At 69.9% G+C, this 18336-nt stretch carries 19 protein-coding genes and 1 pseudogene; 15 read left to right on the top strand and 5 right to left on the bottom strand.

The window, feature by feature from the left end; all coding sequences use genetic code 11:
- The first annotated feature begins 201 nt into the window (after positions 1–201).
- From C6N31_RS38380 to C6N31_RS38365, 5 genes are all read left to right on the top strand, one after another.
- Positions 202–720: a MarR family winged helix-turn-helix transcriptional regulator gene (locus C6N31_RS38380; RefSeq protein ID WP_138351907.1), complete on the top strand. Its 519-nt coding sequence runs from the start codon at positions 202–204 to the stop codon at positions 718–720.
- Between the two features lie 89 nt (positions 721–809).
- Positions 810–1265: a hypothetical protein gene (locus C6N31_RS38375; protein WP_138351906.1), complete on the top strand. Its 456-nt coding sequence runs from the start codon at positions 810–812 to the stop codon at positions 1263–1265.
- 8 nt (positions 1266–1273) lie between these two features.
- Positions 1274–2152, top strand: a complete 879-nt coding sequence (locus C6N31_RS38370; RefSeq protein ID WP_306665062.1) for an NmrA family NAD(P)-binding protein — start codon at positions 1274–1276, stop codon at positions 2150–2152.
- 458 nt (positions 2153–2610) lie between these two features.
- The gene (locus C6N31_RS45345; protein ID WP_269287078.1) at positions 2611–2742 is read left to right on the top strand and encodes a hypothetical protein; all 132 of its coding nucleotides are present in this window, start codon (positions 2611–2613) and stop codon (positions 2740–2742) included.
- Positions 2739–3470: a histidine phosphatase family protein gene (locus C6N31_RS38365; RefSeq protein ID WP_307811588.1), complete on the top strand. Its 732-nt coding sequence runs from the start codon at positions 2739–2741 to the stop codon at positions 3468–3470. The genes C6N31_RS45345 and C6N31_RS38365 overlap by 4 nt, the downstream gene beginning before the upstream one ends.
- Positions 3471–3729: 259 nt before the next feature.
- On the opposite strand, the gene C6N31_RS38360 is transcribed toward C6N31_RS38365, so the two are convergent.
- Entirely contained in the window at positions 3730–5127 is a 1398-nt protein-coding gene (locus C6N31_RS38360) for a DUF2079 domain-containing protein (RefSeq protein ID WP_198359285.1), read from the bottom strand.
- 93 nt (positions 5128–5220) lie between these two features.
- Between C6N31_RS38360 and C6N31_RS38355 the strand changes: the two genes are divergently transcribed.
- Both C6N31_RS38355 and C6N31_RS38350 read left to right on the top strand, forming a co-directional pair.
- Positions 5221–5898, top strand: coding sequence for a response regulator transcription factor (locus tag C6N31_RS38355; protein WP_138351902.1), 678 nt, complete (start codon positions 5221–5223; stop codon positions 5896–5898).
- On the top strand, positions 5891–7378 hold the full coding sequence (locus C6N31_RS38350) for a sensor histidine kinase (RefSeq protein ID WP_244809721.1): 1488 nt from the start codon (positions 5891–5893) through the stop codon (positions 7376–7378). The genes C6N31_RS38355 and C6N31_RS38350 overlap by 8 nt, the downstream gene beginning before the upstream one ends.
- Positions 7379–7454: 76 nt before the next feature.
- Here C6N31_RS38350 and C6N31_RS38345 read toward each other — a convergent pair whose 3' ends face one another.
- The gene (locus C6N31_RS38345) at positions 7455–8078 is read right to left on the bottom strand and encodes an HD domain-containing protein (protein WP_138351901.1); all 624 of its coding nucleotides are present in this window, start codon (positions 8076–8078) and stop codon (positions 7455–7457) included.
- Positions 8079–8548: 470 nt separating this feature from the next.
- On the opposite strand from C6N31_RS38345, the gene C6N31_RS38340 reads away from it, so the two are divergent.
- A complete protein-coding gene (locus C6N31_RS38340) occupies positions 8549–8989 on the top strand; it encodes a VOC family protein (RefSeq protein WP_138351900.1) in 441 nt (146 codons plus the stop codon).
- Positions 8990–9353: 364 nt separating this feature from the next.
- Here the strand turns inward: C6N31_RS38340 and C6N31_RS38335 are convergent, their stop codons facing one another.
- Positions 9354–10070 (bottom strand): TetR/AcrR family transcriptional regulator C-terminal domain-containing protein, encoded by a 717-nt coding sequence (locus C6N31_RS38335; protein WP_138351899.1) that lies wholly within the window; start codon positions 10068–10070, stop codon positions 9354–9356.
- 177 nt (positions 10071–10247) lie between these two features.
- On the opposite strand from C6N31_RS38335, the gene C6N31_RS38330 reads away from it, so the two are divergent.
- The gene (locus tag C6N31_RS38330) at positions 10248–11876 is read left to right on the top strand and encodes a CocE/NonD family hydrolase (protein WP_138351898.1); all 1629 of its coding nucleotides are present in this window, start codon (positions 10248–10250) and stop codon (positions 11874–11876) included.
- A 146-nt stretch (positions 11877–12022) separates the two neighbouring features.
- Here C6N31_RS38330 and C6N31_RS38325 read toward each other — a convergent pair whose 3' ends face one another.
- Positions 12023–12430: a DUF3224 domain-containing protein gene (locus C6N31_RS38325; protein ID WP_138351897.1), complete on the bottom strand. Its 408-nt coding sequence runs from the start codon at positions 12428–12430 to the stop codon at positions 12023–12025.
- A 145-nt stretch (positions 12431–12575) separates the two neighbouring features.
- Here C6N31_RS38325 and C6N31_RS38320 point away from each other — a divergent pair.
- Positions 12576–12677: pseudogene (locus C6N31_RS38320) on the top strand (oxidoreductase); the annotation flags it as partial.
- A 484-nt stretch (positions 12678–13161) separates the two neighbouring features.
- On the top strand, positions 13162–13458 hold the full coding sequence (locus C6N31_RS38315; RefSeq protein ID WP_138351896.1) for a hypothetical protein: 297 nt from the start codon (positions 13162–13164) through the stop codon (positions 13456–13458).
- A 102-nt stretch (positions 13459–13560) separates the two neighbouring features.
- Here the strand turns inward: C6N31_RS38315 and C6N31_RS38310 are convergent, their stop codons facing one another.
- The gene (locus C6N31_RS38310; protein WP_138351895.1) at positions 13561–14232 is read right to left on the bottom strand and encodes an amidohydrolase family protein; all 672 of its coding nucleotides are present in this window, start codon (positions 14230–14232) and stop codon (positions 13561–13563) included.
- A gap of 24 nt (positions 14233–14256) precedes the next feature.
- On the opposite strand from C6N31_RS38310, the gene C6N31_RS38305 reads away from it, so the two are divergent.
- From C6N31_RS38305 to C6N31_RS38290, 4 genes are all read left to right on the top strand, one after another.
- Positions 14257–14973 carry a hypothetical protein gene (locus C6N31_RS38305; protein WP_138351894.1) on the top strand — a complete coding sequence of 239 codons (717 nt, stop codon included), beginning with the start codon at positions 14257–14259 and terminating at the stop codon, positions 14971–14973.
- Between the two features lie 387 nt (positions 14974–15360).
- A complete protein-coding gene (locus C6N31_RS38300; protein WP_138351893.1) occupies positions 15361–15552 on the top strand; it encodes a hypothetical protein in 192 nt (63 codons plus the stop codon).
- Positions 15553–15766: 214 nt separating this feature from the next.
- Positions 15767–16435 carry a hypothetical protein gene (locus C6N31_RS38295; protein WP_138351892.1) on the top strand — a complete coding sequence of 223 codons (669 nt, stop codon included), beginning with the start codon at positions 15767–15769 and terminating at the stop codon, positions 16433–16435.
- A 414-nt stretch (positions 16436–16849) separates the two neighbouring features.
- Complete coding sequence (locus tag C6N31_RS38290) at positions 16850–18178, top strand: acyltransferase family protein (RefSeq protein ID WP_138351891.1); 1329 nt, start codon at positions 16850–16852, stop codon at positions 18176–18178.
- Positions 18179–18336: the final 158 nt, after the last annotated feature.

Raw genomic sequence — 18336 nt, 5'->3', positions numbered from 1 at the left:
AGAGAGGGCTCCGCACCATGCGGAGCGGGGCCCCCGGAACGAGGAGAAGCTGGTTGGGCGTCGGCCGCCGAACGCCGGCCCGGTAGTGGCCTGAACGTCGCTGAGCAGGTTCACCGGTCGACCGTCCGGGGGAGTGGTCCGGCGTCTGGCGTCGGCTCCGCGCCTTGACGAAGAGAATGATTAGCGACCATACTACTTTGCATGGCACAGGAACCGAGGCCCGAGGAAATCCCCACGCTGGATCAGGCCCGTTACCAGATCCGGCGTTACGGCCTCGACGTCGACCCCCAGGCGGTGCTCGTCGCGGTGCGCCTGATGGCGGCCGGGGCCCGGCTCGGCCAGGCGGTCGAGGTGCACTTCTCCCGGTTCGGCCTGTCTGCCGGACGCTACCGTCTGCTGGCCGACCTGGAGGACGCGGACGGCGAGAAGTCCCCCTCGCAACTTGCGGCGAGCCTCGGCGTGTCCAGGGCGACCGTGACGGGCCTGCTCGACGGCCTGGAGCGGGACGGGCTGGTGCTGCGTCGTCCGTCCGCCGAGGACGGCCGTTCCGCCGTCGTCGTGCTCACCGCCCGGGGGGCGCGCAAGATGCGGGAGTTGGCCCCGGAACACTTCGGTCGGCTCCAGGCGATGGTGGACCCGCTCAGCGCCGAGGAGCGGACGGTCTTCCTGGACCTGCTGGGCCGTCTCGTTCGGGGTATTCCGGCGCTGACGCAGGACTAGCCGCCGGGGCTCGCGGCCCCCTTGTGTCCTTTGTTCACCACCCCTGTGGGCTGGGCTTTCTCTGCCCATATAGTTAGGAGACTAATCAAATGCTTGATGAACCGGGCGGCTCCGGGCCGCCCCGCTTCACCCTGTGGCGAGAGGTCCTGGTGGCCTACCTGGCACCAGCGTTGATGGCCGGCGCGGGAGGCGTCGCGAGCGCCCAACCGGACCTGACCATCGCCGCCTGCACCTCCATAGCGGGCACCTCGGCGGTGGTGGCCACGCTGATCGGCTCGTGGCTGCAGCGCCGCCGCGCCCGGGGCGGGTGGCTCACCGCGGCGCCGCGTATCGTCCCGACACTCGCGCTCGCCATCGGGGCCGCAGTTGTCGGAGCCCTGGTCGCCTGGCTGGTCACCGGCTGGACGCCGGGCGGGACCACAGAGCTCCACGGGTCGTGGCCCGACCGCCTCCGACTGGACCTACCGCTCTCCTCGGCCCTCGCCGCCGGGATCATCACCTGGCGCTGGCGCGGAGCACACACCATACGAAGGGCACAGCGATGATCGTCATCATGGGAGCCACCGGGGCAACCGGCAGCGCACTCCTCCAACGCCTGGTCGCCCTCGGGGTGCCGAGCCGGGCACTGAGCCGCGACCCCGACCGGCTGTGGGCCGGTCTCGACGAAGCGGCCCGGACACTGGTCGAGGTCCGAGCAGCCGACGCCCAGGACCCGAAGTCGCTGCGGAGCGCCTTCCACGGCGCCGACCAGCTGTTCATCAGCATGGTCAACAGCCCGGCACAGGTGGCTCTGGAAACCCGCGCCATCACCATCGCCGCCGACAGCGGCATCCGGCACATCGTCAAGCTTTCCGCCCCGGCGGCCGCCCCGGACTCCCCGGTCGCCATCTCCCGCTGGCACCACAGCATCGAGGAGGTCCTGCGTGACACCGGCCTGACCCACACCCTGCTGCGCCCCTACGCCTTCATGCAGAAACTGCTGACCCTGGCGCCAGCGATCGTGGCTCGAGACGTCGTCCTCGGCGCGTTGGGGGACGCCGCCTGCAACTACGTCGACTGCCGCGACATCGGCGACGTCGCCGCCGAGGCTCTCCTGCGACCCCAGATCGCCGGGCAGACCTACACCCTCACCGGGCGGCGGACCTTCAGCCAGCCCGAGTTGGCCGAGCGGCTGAGTTTGGTGCTCGGACGCCGGATCCAGTACGTCGACCTGCCGCCCGCGGCCATGCGGCAGAACCTGGTCGAGCACGGCGGCCTGCCCAACTGGCTGGCCTCCCACATCGTGGAGATCCAGCAACTGGCCGTGACCCGGCCGGAACAGCCCACGGACACCGTCTCCCGGATCCTGGGCCGCGAACCCCGCACTCTGGAGGCCTTCCTGAGCGAGAACATCCAGCACTTCCGCCCAGGCAGTCTCGCCGACCGTCGCTGACCCCGCCAGTGGTGCACGGCTCCGGGCCGGGCGCACGGCGCACGGCCCGGGACCCGTTCGCGGATCGATGGAAGCAGCTGAACCGGTGGAAGCGGCTGGGGCAGCCGAAGCAGACGGCACCGGCTGCGGCACCGAGGTGCTGCTGCGGGCTCCCGGCCGGTGAAACAGCCGTCGGGCCCCAGGGTGCCGAAGATCCAGATATCTGAGGCTGGGGCGTGCCGGCCCGTGATCCCATCACACACGCGAGTCGCGGTGGCCGCCCGGCCAGTTGGCCCAGCTTGGCTCTGCGCGTTGCACCACGTCGGGACCTGCATTTCGTCGGTTTGCCCTACCTGGGCGGCGATTGCAATGTACTGAGCACCGCATGGCCTCCCGCAGGATGAAGACGCGATTCGGCCACTTCCTCGTCCTCTCAGGATTCGCCTGACGAATCATCTCGGCAGGTGAATCCTGACGGAATGACGGAAGCTCCCAAGGGCATCGAACCGCCGGAGCCATCCTCCGACCCGAAGCTGGTGCCTCCCGTGACCCCGATCGAGGAGACGGATGTCGTGCACGTCAACGCTCCGGCCGCAGCAGGCACCCGGTGACGCGACCGGAAGGGTTGGCCGCGTCGTGCGCGCTGGGACAGGTCTTCGCTGTGAGGCACGGTCAGAGCACCGCTAACGTGGCGTTCGCCGAGGCCGCCCGCACCGGATCGATCGATTTACCGTTGGCCGGTACCGACGCCGCGGTGCCGCTGTCTGTCGGGGGAGTGCAGCAGGCCCAGGCGCTGGGCCAGTGGCTGGCCGCTCTCCCTCCGGGTCACCGTCCGGGCCGCGTCGTCTGCTCGACCTACTTGCGAGCCCGGCAGACCTGGTCGGTCATGGCAGAGACCGCAGCAGCGCTTGGGCACGTGCCGCCGCCGCTGCTGGTCGACGAGCGGCTGCGGGACCGGGAGATGGGCATCTTCGAACTGCACACTCCGGAGGTGATCCTGGACCGGGCGCCGCAGGAGGCCGAGCGCCGCGCCCGGGTCGGTGAATGGGCCTACCGGCCGCCGGGCGGCGAGTCGCTTGCCGACGTCGCGCTGCGCGTCCGTGATCTGTTCGCCGAACTCAACGCTGCGGCGGTCGGGCAGCGGGTGCTGCTCGTCGCTCACGACGCCGTCGTCGTGGCCCTGCGCTACGTGATTGCCGGCATCGGCGCGGCCCGGCCGGACGGGACAACCCTGGTGCCGAACGCATCGGTGTCCACATGGACCGGCGACGGCACCCGGCTGCACCTGGCCCGGTTCGGCGACACGACCCACCTGAACCACCTGGAAGTACCGGCATGACCACGCAGACAAGAGGAGCTGTTCCGTTCGACCCGTGCGCCACCCACTCGGTGTCGAGCTGGGAGGGCGATGGGCCCCACTGGAACCAGCAGACCGGTAGCCATGCCACCGCGACGTTCTACGACCAGAGCGGCGACTTGCCGATGAGCGCTCCCATCAGCGCCAATGCTATCGAGGAGCTGGTCCGGCGGTGGGACGAACGCCAGCGCGCGTCAGTCCAGCCGCCCGAAGCAGTCCCATATTGCTGGGCGGTGTTGCGTCACTTCCGGCGCAGTACCACGTAGCCGTGTGCGGCGAAGACCTGGCGGAATCCGCTGACCTCGGAGGGGCCGGGTTGGGTGCCGATGCCCGTGCGCTCGGTGTCGGAGACGATCCAGTCGACCGGCTGGCGGCGGATGTCGGTGATGTCCGGGGCGAAGAGGAAGACGCTGGCGCGGTCGGTGAGGTGGGGGGCGAGGTTGTGGCCGGCAGCGACCCGGGCGCCGTTGGGTATCAGGCTGACGGCTTGCCGGGCGGCCGTGATGCGCGGGGTGTCGGACCAGAAGCCGGGGGTGACGATCCGGGCCAGCGGGAAGAAGGCGCCGATCGCGGCAGCGGTGAGCGCCACGGCGAGCGGGATGCGGCCACGGAACCGCGACGCCGCCTTGCCCCGGCAGACCGCGTCGATCAGGGCGAAGAACACGATGGGCATGAGGACCGCCGAGTAGTGGAAGTAGATGCCCCAGTACGAGGGGTTGTCCGACAGGAAGCGCCAGGCGAGCGTCGGCAGGGCCAGGAGCAGCAGCGGGCTGCGGGCGGCGAGGAACAGGGTGGGCAGCAGGGTCATCAGGAGCGTCAGGGCCTTCGTGCCGCCGGCGGCCAGGGTGCCGGCTGGGTTCTGCGAGCCGAGGTAGACGTAGCCGCCGCCGGGGTTGACATGCGGGATGACGACCAGCACGGCCAGCGCTGCCGCGGCGGGCCCCAGCACGCACAGCGTCAGCCCCGCCCGGCGGGCGGTTCCTGGTCCTCGGCACAGCAGGAGCAGTCCCAGGACCAGGACCGTGGCCCCCAGGTCTTCCTTGACCAGCAGCAGTGCTGATGCCCAGGCCGCGCAGGCGGTCCAGCGGCGTTCGAGGTAGGCGGCGAGCGCGAGGGCCAGCAAGGGCAGGGCGAAGGCCACTTCGTGGAAGTCGAAGCCGATGAGGTTCTGGATGCCCCAGCTGAGCGCGTACGCGGTGCCGATCAACGGGCCGCCGCTGCGCGTCACGATGTAGACGGACCACGCCGCCAGCGCGGCCTGGGCGATCAGCAGGGTCTCGATGTGCGGGAACAGTCCGTAGAGCGGGGTGAGGATGGCGAGGATCGGATGGAAATGGTCCCCCAGCAGCGGGAAGGCGACGTCCTGCAGCCCTGGCCCGGCGGTCGCCGCGCGGATCTGCGAGGTAGGCGGATGCAGGTCGGCGTAGGCGCGGACGCCCTGGCCGAAGATGCCCAAGTCGTAGGCGCCGGTGTCGAAGCGGGCGTGATGGCGGAGCGCGTAGAGGGCGTAGAGGGCGAAGGACGCGAGCCCCAGGGTGGCGGCGGGCCGGACCGCGCGGACGCGGCGCCGGAGGCGGCTGCGGGCTGGGGGTGCGGCGGCCGTCGGGGTGTCGGGCAGGGTGCTGGTCGTGATGGTCACGTACTGACACTGCCCTTAACCTGCTGAGGAGAGGCTGAAGCTTCCTGAAGATCGTTTCAGGGAGAACGTCGCGGTCCGGGGATACTGGCGATCATGCGAGTGCTGGTGATCGAAGACGAGGAGCGGCTGGCCGCGTCCCTCAAGCGCGGTCTTGAGGCCGCCGGGTACGCCGTCGACGTCGCCCACGACGGGCGGATCGGCCTGTGGATGGCGGGGGAGCACGCGTACAGCGCGATCATCCTCGACATCATGCTGCCGGGCCTGAACGGCTACCGGGTCTGTGCCCGCCTGCGCAGCGACGGCGTCAACACCCCCATCCTCATGCTCACCGCGAAGAACGGTGAGTACGACGAGGCCGAGGCGCTGGACACCGGCGCCGACGACTACCTGGCCAAGCCCTTCTCCTACGTCGTCCTGGAAGCCCGGCTCCGCGCCCTGCTGCGCCGTGGCGGCCCGCGGGTGCGCACCCAGCTGCGCCTGGGCGACCTGTGGCTCGATCCGGCCGCGCGGAACTGCGGACGCGGCGACCATCGGATCGCCCTCACCGCCAAGGAGTTCGCGGTGCTGGAATGCCTGGCCCGGCGACCGGGCGAGGTCGTCCCGAAGATCGACATCGTGGACGAGGTCTGGGACGTGTCGTACGACGGGGACATCAACATCGTCGAGGTCTACGTCAGTGCCCTGCGGCGCAAGATCGACGCGCCCTTCCGGCGCGCGGCGATCGAGACGGTGCGCGGCGGCGGCTACCGGCTGGCGGCCGACGGTGGCTGACACCCGCGCGGGCCGGGACCGCCTCGCCGCGGTGGCGGGGCTCAGCACCGTCGCCGTGCTCTGCGCGGGCTTTGCGGCCCTCCTGCTGATGAGCTCCGTGCTGCCCCTACCGGCCGGCAGCGACGCCGGTTTCGAAAGTCAGGCCCGCGCTCTCGCGCTCATCGAAGAGGTGGCGACGCCGGGAGCACTGCTGGCCGCCGTGTTCGTGGCCGCTGCCACCTGGCAGCTGGGCGGGAGCTCGCGCGGCCGGGGCGCGGTGACGGCCGCCGCCGCGACCGCGCTACTGGTGACCTTCGCCGACGCGCGCTGGCTGCCCGCCGTCGTCCTGTCAGGCACCGACCGGCCGCACCCCCACGTGTCGTGGATGGCTCTGGGCGGAGCCGCCACGGCCTCCGGGCTGCTCGTCGCCGCCACCACCTGGGTATCCGCGCGGCCACGGGAAGGGAGCACACCGGGCGCGGGCCGGGGCCATCCCCGGCGGCTGTTGGTCAGCGGCTCCGCGGCCGCGGCCCTGATGGCCGTGGCCGCGTGGTTCTTCGTCCTGATCGGACAGTCCTACCGCTGGGGGTGGAACCCCCGGGGCGCGCTCACCAACTGGCTCCTGGCCATCGGCGGCGGACTCCTCGTCGGCGCCATCGTGCGGTTCGCCACCCGCAGCGCGCTGCGCCCGGTCGAGATCCTCAACCGCGAACTGCAGGAGATCACCGCCAGCCGCGCCCTCGATCAGCGGATCACGGTCCCCGAGATCGGCACGCTGATTCCCTGGCTGGCCCGCACCATCAACGTCACGCTCGACCGCGTCTTCGCAGGCGTCGCCCGTCAGCAGCGCTTCATCGCCGACGCCTCCCACGAGCTGCGCAGTCCCATCGCCAACCTCCGTGCCTCCCTCGAATCCTCCCTCGCCCACCCCGAGAACGTGGACTGGCCCGAGACCGTACGGGACGCGCTCACCGACATCGACAGGCTCCAACACCTCACCGACGACCTGCTCCTGCTCGCCCGGTTGGACGACCCCGCTCCGCCCGCGGGCACCCCCGTCGACCTCGCCGCGCTCACCCACGACCTGGTCGAGGAGTTCCGCCACCTCCGCATCCACCAGAAGCTGCGCTTCACCTTCCACGCCGACGACCCGGTCGTCGTGCACGGCAGCGCCGTGCAGCTGGAGCGGCTGCTGCGGAACCTCCTCGACAACGCCGCGCGGCACGCCCGCACGGTCACGGACATCGCCGTCACCTCCGGCACCGACGGCCTGGCCCGGGTGGAGATACGCGACGACGGCCCCGGCATCCCGCCCGCCGACCGCGAGCGGATCTTCGAACGCTTCACCCGCCTGGACGGCGCCCGCGCCCGCGGCACCGGCGGCACCGGGCTGGGCCTGGCCATCGCCCGAGAGATCGCCACCCGGCACGGCGGCACCCTGCACGCGGCCCCCAACCCGTCGGGGGCCCTGTTCATCGCCGGTCTCCCACAGGGGCGATGACTCCAGGACGTCGGTCACGATCCTTGTGAGGCCGGCCGCCCGTGTGGGAGCGAGGAGTTCGAGGCGGCTGTTGCGTTCAGCTCTCCAGGGGGTGCGATTTTGCCAGGACGCGGTCGGCGAGACCGCTCCGTATGGCCGCTGCGGGGGAGCTGTCGGGCTTGCGGGCGGCCTGGTCACGGAAGCAGGCCAGGAACTCGTCCGCGAGCCCCTCGCGCGGGTGCCGGGCCAGCACATCCGCCCGGAACCCGGCGGTGAAGTCGTCCGCGTTCCGCCCCGAGATGTCCACGCCGGTGGCCCGCTCCAGCAGATGGCCCTCCGGGTCCTCCCGCACGTCCACCGAGTCCCACATGTGCCGCACGATGACGTCGGACAGCCGCTGCCGGCGCTCCACCGGCCATCCGGCCCCGGCGCCGAATACCCAGGCCACGTGCCCGCCGGCCTCGTCGAAGGCGACGGTGTGGCTGTCGAACTGCGGGACCAGCCCTATGTCGTGGAGCAGTGCGGCCACGTACAGCAGTTCGGCGTCGTGCTCGATGCCCCGGTCCGCGGCGTACGCGCTGGCCCACACGTAGGACCGGATCGAGTGGTTGAGCAGCGCGGGGGTGCAGTAGGCGGTGGCGACTTCGAGAGCGGCGGCGCATGCGGCGGTTTCGGGGGCGGCGGGTACGGTCAGCGCTTCGCGGGACGTATCGTCGGTCATGGTGCCGAGTATGCCGATCGCCCGGTCTCTTTCAATCACCGGCGCCCCGAAGGCGTCCCGGGCCGGGGCCGGGTGGGGGCGTTGGGCGAGTGAGATACCGGCAGGTACCGCTGCCCTGCATCGAGCCCACGGGCCGGATGCGGGACGAACTCCACCCGCCAAGGGTGACCCGGCACGGTGAATTATTGGGGGAGGCGCAGTGCTCAAGCGCGCACGCTGCGAATCGTCGGGGAAGCATGGACGAGCGGGGACGGCAGGCTGCGACTGATCGTCTTCATGGGAGCGGCCACCTGCGCCGTACGCACCCTTGGTGGTGGCGGCTGGCTCGAGGGTCTGCTGTCGCGGTGCTGAGGCGCGATCCAGATTTCTCGGAGTTCGGCGGTCTGCGGATGTCGAGAACGTGTCACCGGCTCCGTCCCAGGGGCATCAGCGGCCACCTCCGGCCGCACGAGGAAGAAGGAGAAGCCAGCATGGCGATTCAGCGGATGGACAACGTCGGCATCGTCGTCGAGGACATGGATGCCGCCATCGCGTTCTTCGTGGAACTCGGCTTGGAGCTGGAGGGCAGGGCGCAGGTCGAGGGCCTCTTCGCCGACCAGTGCACCGGACTCGACGGCGTCCGCTGTGACATCGCGATGGTCCGGACCCCGGACGGGCACAGCCGGCTCGAGCTGGCGAAGTACCGCAGCCCCGCAGCGATCAGCGCCGGGCCGCGTAACCGGCCGCACAACATTCTGGGCACGCACCGCGTCATGTTCGCCGTCGACGACATCGAGGACACCGTTGCCCGCCTGCGCCCTCACGGCGCCGAACTCGTCGGCGAGATCGCCCGGTTCGAGGACAGCTATCTGCTCTGCTACCTCCGGGGCCCGGAGGGCATCATCGTCGGACTGGCCGAGCAACTGAGTTGAGACGGAGGAACCGAACCGCGCGGCCGAACGATCCTGGAGTACGGGGACGTACGGTTCGGGACCCTGGACGAGCGGCATCTGTGGAGGAACTCTCACCCCTGACAGGACCCTGGCCGTCCTCAACCACAGTTGCGGGAAACCCCGGATGTGGAACTGCTTCGGATAGCCGCCGAAGACCTCCAGGATCCGGCCGTCGAACGTGTAGAACTCGCTACCTGCCCTGGCCGTGGTCTCGTCGCTCATGGGGTGACGCCACACAGGCGGACCTGCGGCTGTCAGGCCCCGTCCGCCGGCAGGTCCATCACCGCTCCCGCCGCCGGACGGGCGCAGCGGTGGAGAACGGGCGTGGTGCGGCGGAACGGGATCAGTCGGTGTCCAGGCCGTCGATCAGGCGGTTGAGGAACCGGGTGAAGGTGGCTTCGGGTGTGAGGGGGCGTCCGGGGGCGGCGAGGGCTTCGGCGAGTTCCGGGTGACGGCCGTCCGCTGCGACAGCGGTGAGGTAGCGGACTTCGGCTGCGATTCGGTCGGGGGACTGCAAGGCTGCGGCCCCCGCGATCTCATGGGCGACGTGCCCGGCCACGAATGCTGTGAGCTGGGCGAAGACCTCCAGCTTCGCCGCACCGTCCAGCCCGGTGGGCCGCAGGGTGGCAAGTGCGCGTTCCAGGAAGGCCAGGGTGTTGGGGCCGGGGATGCGGCGGCCCGCCAGAGCTGCGGGCAGCCAGGGGTGTCGCAGCATGTGGGCGCGCTGGAGGTGGGCGATGGCCTTCAACTCGGCACGCCAGTCGCCGGTGGGCGTGTTCGCGGTGGGTAGTTCGCCGCTGACGTGGTCGACCATCAGTTCCAGCAGCGTCTCCTTGTCGGGGGCGTAGCTGTACAGCGACATGGCGCCGGCTCCGACCGCTGCGGCGACTTTCCGGATGGTGACCGCTTCGAGCCCCTCCGCGTCCGCCAGGGCGACGGCCGCCGCCGTGATCGCCTCTCGGCTGTAGGTGGGCTTGCGGCCCCTGCGGGGCTTGGTGGAGCCCAGCCAGAGCTGTTCAGGGTCGACGCCTGGGGTGCCGGCCTCTTCTGTACGGGGCATGCTCCGCGCTCCCTTCCTCGATCGAGGCGGCCCTTGCGGGCCTCATCCAAGCATGGGCTATTCTCGTACATCGTACGGATAACGAGGAGGGGAACGATGGCAGCACGCACGCACGGTTCTGCGACGAGGCCGACCTGGGCACCGCCTTCCGGTAAGCCGCCACTGGCTTCACGGATCATGAGGGCGACCTGGCGCGGCCTCCCGGCCAAGCGGCACGATGTCGGGTGGGAGCCGGGGCTGCTGGTGCCGGCCGCCGACGGCAGCCCGTTGATCACGGACCACTACTTCCCACGCGCCGAGGGCGACTTCCCCACCCTCTTGGTGCGCTCGCCGTACGGCAGGGGCCTGCCGTGGTCTCCCATGTACGGCGTGCTCTTCGCCGAACAGGGCTTCCACGTGGTGCTGCAGAGCTGTCGCGGCACCGGCGGTTCCGGCGGCCAGTTCGATCTGTGGCGCAACGAGGCCGCCGACGGCCAGGCCACAGTGTCCTGGCTGCGCGAGCGGCCCTGGTTCAACGGAACACTGGGGACCATCGGCCCCAGCTACCTGGGATACGTGCAGTGGGCCCTGGCCGTGGAACCGCCACCGGAGCTGAAGGCGATGGTGGTGCAGGTGGGGCTGCACGATCCTCACGCCCTGTTCCACGCAGATGGTGCGCTCCGCCTGGAGAACGCCCTCGCCGTCGGCGTCGGCATGACGTACCAGCACCAGGGGATGGCACGCTTCGTGAAGGCGACTCTGCGTCTGCAGCGGCGCCTGCGTGATGTCACCACCGCGCAGCCGCTGCGCGGCGCGCACGTGCCCGCCCTCGGGGGCGATGTGCCCTGGCTGGACGACGTGATGTCGCACCCGGATGCCGAGGACGCGTACTGGAGCGGTGCGTCGTTGGCAGCGGTGGCGCAGCGGCTGAAGGTGCCGACCAGTCTGATCACCGGATGGCACGATGTGCTGGGCGACCAGACCTTCGAGCAGTACCGCCGACTACGTGAGGCCGGCTGCGAAACCGCCCTGCTCGTCGGCCCCTGGACCCACACGTCCGCGCTGCAGCAGGGGTGGCCCGAGGTGTTCGCCGAGAGCCTCGCCTGGCTGCGCGCACACCTGTACGGCGATCCCTCAGGCCTCCGTCCCACAAGAGTGCGCGTGCACGTCGGCGGCCAAGACGATTGGCGGGACATCGAGGACTGGCCGCCGGCCACGCTCGGCAGCCCGTGGTTTCCCACCGCGCAGAAGCACCTCACCCAGCAGGCTCCCCCGGATTCCGCACCCCTGATGTCGTTCCGCTACGACCCGAGCGACCCCACCCCCTCTCTCGGCGGCCCGCTGCTCTCCCGTACGGCCGGTCCTCGCGACAACAGCACCCTGGAGGTCCGGGACGACGTACTGACCTTCACCGGCCCCCCGCTGACCGAGCCCCTGGACATCCTCGGCCCGGTCGCCGCACGGCTGAGCATCTCCACGGACACCGGCCACGCCGACATCTTCACCCGCCTGTGCGACGTGGACGCACAAGGCCGCTCCGTCAACATCTGCGACGGGCTGGGCCGACTGAGGACGGACGGGCAGGAGCCGTCGCAGATCACTGTGCCGATGAGTCACACCGCCCACCGCTTCGCTGCCGGTCACCGCATACGCTGGCAGATCAGCGGAGGCGCCCATCCGCGCTACGCCCGCAATCCCGGCACCGGGGAGTCGCCGGTGGACGCCACCACCTTCACACCGGTGCGCATCACGCTCCATGCGGACTCGGCGCTGATGCTGGCGCCACTTGCCCGCGGTTCCGGACCCAGCCCCACGGGGAACAGCTGACAAGCCGGCCCCGACGGTTGACCGATCAGCCCAGGGACTCGTTCTCCTCCTCGTCCTCGGTCGTGTCGGGGTCACGGAAGGGGCGCAGCCCCTGGCCGGCGCCGCTGGGGTCAGCTCGGAACAACCCCCGGTCCAGAGCCCGCCGTTCAGCCGAGCTGGTAGTCGAACCAGATGCGATGCGTGCCGTCGGTGTCGACGGCCATCCCTCCGGCACCGGAGATCCCGGTCAGCTCGCCGGTTCCGCTGGAGGGCACGATGGTGAAGAACTCCGCGGTGCGGTCGCTGCCGGACGTCGTCGCCGAGTGTACGAAGTTGAAGGAACCTTCCTGTCCGTGCAGGGAGCCTTCGAACGACTCCATGGCCACATACGTTCCGACGCCGGTCGCTTGGTCGAACGCGGCAGTGAACAGGGTCGCCGAGCGACCTGCGGCCTCGCCCTCGAAGTGCTTCTCCATCGTCGCGACACTGACCGGCAGCCCGGTGGACACGGCCGGCTCGGGCTTCAGCTCAGTCGGGACGAACGCTTTGACAGTGAACGCTGCAGTGGCTCTCATGCGCCGACCGTACCGGTGGGCTCTGACAATCACGGCCAGGCCACGGGCGACCCGGGCAACGAGCGACGAGCGACGACCGAAGCAGTGTGAGTGGTCAGGTGGTGTGCGTCTCGTGGGTTTCACGGTTGGCGAGCACCTCGGCTGCTTGGGAGCGACGTCGATATCGGTCGCGCTGGCCTGGCTCTTGCAGCGTTCCCCGAACATTCTGCTCATCCCCGGCACGTCGAAGGTGGCGCACGTGCGTGAGGCGGGCACCGTACGCGCTCGACGCGGTGATCGCGGCTACGGCCGACGCAGACAGCCCGACGGTGATGCGCCCCGCAACGGGACCCGCTTCCCGCCCGCGAGATGCACGCGGTCCCGCAGTGCGATCAGCGCCGTGGGGAGCCCGTGACCACCAGGGAAGCCCCTTCGAGCGGCGAGATGCCCGCCCGGGGGGCGCGGTACGGTCCGCGGACACCACGACATCCCCGGTCGCGCCCACCGGTGATGTGCCGCTGCCGGGGATTCACCATGAGTTCCAACGAAGCCCGCGCGTAGTCCACTTGCGACGGGATTGGTCGGCCGGACCGGGCTGGATCCTGCCCAACGTTTTCCCAAGTCCGCCCCTGACCGGCCGCAAGAAAGCAGAATCAAACCCTGGATGCAGCCAGAGCTATCGGGGGCGAAGACTGGTGGGAACTCAAGACGTGTGGGTACGGGCGCAGAGCGTGGCCTTTGGAAACCGGTTGGTGCGAGCCGACACGATCGTGGAGGTCAGCTGGGAGCGCAGTGCGCCCCAGTTCCTCACGTTCACCCTTACCGACCACCGTGACGAAGTACGCCATCAGATACGGGGCATCGGCTCGGCTGCCCCGGCCGTCAGTGAAGAAGAGGGCACCGCCCTGGTCGCCGCCCTGTTGAAGGCCATTGCCGCCACAGCGTTCCTTCCCGGCGCACACCTGCTGGTGCTCACGGAAGCGGACGGCACCGGACTTCGCTGGCGCCGCGCCCCCCTGCACGACATCGCAGAAGAGGCTGCCTCCTGACCGGGCCGGTCGGGAGGCGCGTGGCCCTGCGCCCGTGGAAGGTCTTTCGGCGGCTCTACGGCTGACGGCATCCCTATCCCCGTCCTGCTGGTACAGGTGCGCTCAGGCTCTGGGCTGCGGACTCCAGGTACTGTCCAGCGGCACACCGGCCGCCGCCGTGACCCGGTCACGGGAGGCCGCCAGCCGCGCCTTGAGCTCGGGCAGGTCGACGCCGACCAGTGCCCCGGCGCGCTTGACCACCTTCCCGGCGACGAGAACCGTGTCGACCAGGCCGGGATGCCCGGAGGCGACGGCCGTCCCGGCGGGATCGGTGACCGGCAGTACGGTCAGGTCGTCGGTACGCAGCAGGATCACGTCGGCGTCCTTGCCCGGGGCGAGGCTTCCCGTGCGGATGCCGAGTCCGAGGGCCTGGGCTCCGTCGAGGGTGGCGAACTCCAGTAGGTCACGGGAGTCGAGGCTGCCGTCCAGGCCCCGCTGGACGACGAAGGCGGTGCGCATCGTGGCGAACATGTCGCCGCCCACCGAGGGGACGTCGTCGATGGACAGGGTCGGGCGCAGGCCCGCGGCCATCATCCGGCCGGTCATCGGCCAGCCGAACCCCATCAGGGTCTGCGCCCGGTGGGGCAGCTGCCAGGGAGGGTAAACCCGCTGCCCTGCGGCCGCGAGGTTTACCAGTCGTGCACCACCGTTCAGGGGCGAACGACGTACACGTATGCATCGCGTGGATCGCGGACGTGCCGGAATCGGTCCTGCAGGCTTCTGCAGGTGGCACATTGCCCAGGGGATGCGGTGCGTTGCATGGTGAGTATCCAGGCAGACGTGTGGACTGGGGGGCGTGTGGTGGAGGCGGCGTGGGATCAACGCAGGATCTCAACGGGCGGCAGGACGTTGCTCCTGCCCAGGGCGTTCCTGGCCCTGGTGGTGGCCGATCTTGGCTGGGAGATCGTCAAGACCAATGCGGCTGGACAGGACCGTAGCGAGTGGCCTTGGCGTTTCACTGTGCTGGACACGTCGACCTGCGCGGCCATCGTCGTCCTGCTGACCGGGATCATCGTGACCCGCACTCAGTTGTCGCTGACTCTGCAGCCGGCTCTGAGTTGGTCGGCCTCCGTCGGCGGTAGCCGTGAGGTGACGGATTCGCTGCGAACGGTCATGTTGGTCAACGCGGGCGGCGGACGGTCTGTCGTGCATCGCGTGAAGTACCGGATACGTGCGGCACCGGATCACGCCGGGGCCGCTGACATCCCCTCGGACTGGATGTCCTGGCATGCTGCGATTTCTTCCTTCATGGCATTGGATCTGGACTGGGACCGCGACATCTTCCTGCTGCACCTCGGAACCGGTGCGGCTATCCCCATGGTGAGCAGAACGCGAGAAGGCATGGAACTGCTTGCGCTGGGGCCCAAGGCCGTCGAGCGGCTTGCTGTACTCGATATCCGCATACAGGTCACCGATGTGTTGGGAGACATACACCAACGCGATCTGCAGTGCATCCGCCCCGCGCATCGGCCGTGATTCGGCCAGTGCCCCCGCATGAACTCCAGGGGTTGGGCCAGACATTGAGGGCCTCCTTGTCCGGGCTCGGCCACCAGTTGGAGAGCGCTGCACTCAACAAGCCGGCTCGCGCATAGCTCCTGGTAGGTGGGTATGGTCTCGGCACTGGGGGCTGGCTTCCCCTCGGCCGTGCCCCCACTTCTCTGTCCCTGGTGTCGGCGGGGCGGGGCGGGGTGAGGGCTGGCGGTCGGGTCATGGTGGGGCTGCGCCGGCCGTGGGAGGGGCGTCGGCCGGTGGGCCGCTGCGGCGAGACTGGGGGCGGCAGGGGGCTGGCACACCGGTCCCCGCCCCCCTTCCCGGCCTGAGAGGATCACCAGGACCGTACGAACGAGTGCAGGGCGGGGAAACATGATCGGACTGGTACTGCTCGGGGTTCTCACGCTCGCCATCGGCGGGTGTGCATGTGTGGTGTGGGCGGAGCGCGGCGGTCCGCGCTGGGTCCGCGCGGCGGCGACCGTGACACTCACTGCGGGCCGGCTGCTGCGCCGCGCCGAGAAGAACCGGCGACGCCTGAGCCGAACCAGCGGCAACGGCGACTAGGTCCAGGCCGAGGAAGCCCAGGGCGCCGAGACCGACAGCACGCACGTGGGCCAGGATGCGGTCGCGGCGGGTCGTGGGCACGCATCGGGGTGGCCGCGGCGGTGGTGCCGGTACGTGTGCGGTGGTGCTGGTTGCGGTGGGGACGTGTAACGCCTTTGGACGGCCAAGCCAAGTAGAGATGTAAGGCATTGCTCGTCCGTTCAAGGAGTCGTCCGTGAAAGCGGAGCATTCAATAGCGCCACTGGTTCATGAGCCGCTCGGGTTCGTCGCGCACTTCCATCAGCAGCTCGCCGATGAGCTCACCGCCCGCGCCGCGGCCCTGCCGCCCGCGGCAGCGGTGCCGGTGCGGCCGCGCCACACCCGTCGGATCGCGGTCACCGCGCTGGGACTGGCCGCAGCCGCCACTGCGGTGGCGCTGATCCCGCACTCGGCCCCGACCACCGCACCGCAAGCAGGAACGGACCCCAGCACCCACGTGCCGGGCAGCGGTGCGCCGGTCCTGAGTAACGCCGCCTACACGGTGGTTCCGCGCAAGGACGGGACCGTCAGCATCCAGGTGACGGGCGCTGAGGTGTCCGGGCTCCAGGCGGCGCTGCGCAGCCTGGGTGTGCCGGCCGTGGTCCTGCGGGCCTCGGAGTCCTGCCACGCCAAGGTCCGCACCGACAACGCCAACCTCGAAACGGTCTCCTCGCAGGACCCGAAGAACGGACGCCTGATGGTGATCCGGCCCAGCGCCATCCCGCACGGTGACTCCCTGGTGCTGGTGCAGCCCTCCCTCAAGGGTGTCCTGCACCCGGAGAAGATGTACTCCATGGAGGTCATGCTGTCCCCGGGCGAGCCCAGCTGCTTCCCCGTCTCCCAGAGCGGCATCGGCGAGGGCTGAGCCCCGCCGCCGGACCCGCCATACGGAGAACGCCTCCTGCGCTGCCCGCATCACCGCCTGCAGACCCGGCGGGCAGCGCCGTTGGCCGCCGGGTCGAGCCGCCGGCAGGCCCCGGTCAGGCCCCGCGCCTGTTGCCTTCGCCGACGCGACGATGGCCCGATCCCCGGGTGGGCGCAAGGGTCCCGTCCTGGGATCAGCATCGCTACAAGCGACGCGACGTTGCCGCTGGGCGAAGTCCGCGGACCCTTCGAGCCCCGGGCATCGGCCGAACTGCCGCATCGTCAGGTCTGCCGCCCGTAGGTGGCGACCAGTAACCCTCGATCCTCCCCAGCGAGGACCCGCAGCCGGCGCCCGTCGTCACGGCGCGGCCCTTTCACCGAACAGGCCCCTGGGTGCCGTTCGGCAAGGAGCACCATGCACCATCATGACTCGGTTTTGTCACGCCTTGTTCGATCGCGGGGCACCGTCTCCGACCTCTTCTCCCGCCGGAACAACAGCCTGGGCCTGCTGCGGCTGCTGCTGGCTTCCGCCGTGGTGGTCTCTCACGCGCGCATCCTCGGATTCGGGGACCGCGAGTTCGGATACGCGTTCTCCGGCGGCCAGATCGACCTCGGATCCCTGGCGGTGTTCGGCTTCTTCGTCCTGTCCGGCCTCCTGATAACGCGCAGTGGAAACCGGCTCCCCGTCGGGCGCTTTCTGTGGCACCGCGCGCTTCGACTGCTGCCCGGCCTGTGGGTCTGCCTCACGGTCACCGCTCTTGGCGTGGCCCCACTGCTGTACTGGCGCCAGCACGGGAGCACCGCCGGTTACTGGCAGCACCCCCAGGGACCCCTCGCCTACCTGCGGGCGAACTGGGCCATCGGTATCAGTCAATGGGGCATCTCCGGCGTCATGGAAACAGCCCATGCCCAAGGCCTTGCCTTCAACAACGCCTTCGACGGCGCCCTGTGGTCGCTCAAGTACGAGGTGCTCTGCTATCTCGGGGTGGCTCTGCTCGCCCTGACCGGATCCCTGACCCGTGCCCGGCGCGCCGTCCTCGCCGTGACCGTGCTCCTGGGCTGGCTCGTCCTGAGCGACGCCATCGGGAACCGCTACATGTCCGGAGCCCCCGCCGCGAAGCACGGCGGGCCCTTCGACGTTCCCCTGATGGGCGCACTCGACGTGGACTGGGTGGTCTACCTGGGCTTCGCCTTCGCCCTCGGTTCGTTGATCGAGCTGTACAAGGAGCGAGTCCCGATCAGCGACCCGCTCGCTGCACTTGCCGCCGCGACGCTTCTCATCACCCTCTCCTACGGTTACTTCTTCGCCATCGGGGTTCCGGCCTACGCGTATCTACTGCTGTGGCTGGCCATCCGGCTGCCGAGGCCGCTCCAGAAAGTAGGCCGCACGCACGACTACTCGTACGGCATCTACATCTACGGCTTCGTCGTGGAACAAGCCCTCGCCACACTTGGTGGCGCACGCTGGGGATTCGGCGCCTACCTGGGACTCGCGTTGGGTGGCACCCTGATCGTGGCAATGCTCTCCTGGCATCTGGTGGAACGCCCGGCCATGCGGCTGAAGGACCGTGGAAGGTTCCGCAGCGTTGTGCGTGCCGACACGGCACCGCAGCCCGTTCGGCAGCGGCCCCGGAGAACCGGTTCCGAGGCACCTGCAGAGTTTCGGTGCAGGTCTCGCCCCCTCCACGACGGCCGAATCGACGCTACCGGTTCCATCACGCGCCCATACGCGCCTCATGGATGACGTTCCGGCAACACTCCGCCAGCTCAGATACTCATCCGTCTGGATCCGTCCTCCCGGCGGATCCGGACCGACAAGTTGATCACGACATCCAGCAGGCCCTAGGTGTATTGATCACGAGCGTTGTTGACAGTGGTGGGTCTTGAACATGGCGAAGACCT

The organism is Streptomyces fildesensis (assembly GCF_016107395.1).
Lineage (GTDB): Bacteria > Actinomycetota > Actinomycetes > Streptomycetales > Streptomycetaceae > Actinacidiphila > Actinacidiphila fildesensis.
Note: the sequence above shows the minus strand (reverse complement) of the source record. Positions and strands in the feature narration are given on the sequence as shown.

Coding starts and splice junctions, on each gene's coding strand:
- C6N31_RS38300 (WP_138351893.1), top strand. CDS start 15,361: ATGATCGGACTGGTACTGCTCGGGGTTCTCACGCTCGCCATCGGCGGG.
- C6N31_RS38355 (WP_138351902.1), top strand. CDS start 5,221: ATGCGAGTGCTGGTGATCGAAGACGAGGAGCGGCTGGCCGCGTCCCTC.
- C6N31_RS38305 (WP_138351894.1), top strand. CDS start 14,257: ATGGTGAGTATCCAGGCAGACGTGTGGACTGGGGGGCGTGTGGTGGAG.
- C6N31_RS45345 (WP_269287078.1), top strand. CDS start 2,611: ATGACGGAAGCTCCCAAGGGCATCGAACCGCCGGAGCCATCCTCCGAC.
- C6N31_RS38345 (WP_138351901.1), bottom strand. CDS start 8,078: ATGACCGACGATACGTCCCGCGAAGCGCTGACCGTACCCGCCGCCCCC.
- C6N31_RS38325 (WP_138351897.1), bottom strand. CDS start 12,430: ATGAGAGCCACTGCAGCGTTCACTGTCAAAGCGTTCGTCCCGACTGAG.
- C6N31_RS38340 (WP_138351900.1), top strand. CDS start 8,549: ATGGCGATTCAGCGGATGGACAACGTCGGCATCGTCGTCGAGGACATG.
- C6N31_RS38370 (WP_306665062.1), top strand. CDS start 1,274: ATGGGAGCCACCGGGGCAACCGGCAGCGCACTCCTCCAACGCCTGGTC.
- C6N31_RS38375 (WP_138351906.1), top strand. CDS start 810: ATGCTTGATGAACCGGGCGGCTCCGGGCCGCCCCGCTTCACCCTGTGG.
- C6N31_RS38380 (WP_138351907.1), top strand. CDS start 202: ATGGCACAGGAACCGAGGCCCGAGGAAATCCCCACGCTGGATCAGGCC.
- C6N31_RS38310 (WP_138351895.1), bottom strand. CDS start 14,232: ATGTGCCACCTGCAGAAGCCTGCAGGACCGATTCCGGCACGTCCGCGA.
- C6N31_RS38330 (WP_138351898.1), top strand. CDS start 10,248: ATGAGGGCGACCTGGCGCGGCCTCCCGGCCAAGCGGCACGATGTCGGG.
- C6N31_RS38335 (WP_138351899.1), bottom strand. CDS start 10,070: ATGCCCCGTACAGAAGAGGCCGGCACCCCAGGCGTCGACCCTGAACAG.
- C6N31_RS38290 (WP_138351891.1), top strand. CDS start 16,850: ATGCACCATCATGACTCGGTTTTGTCACGCCTTGTTCGATCGCGGGGC.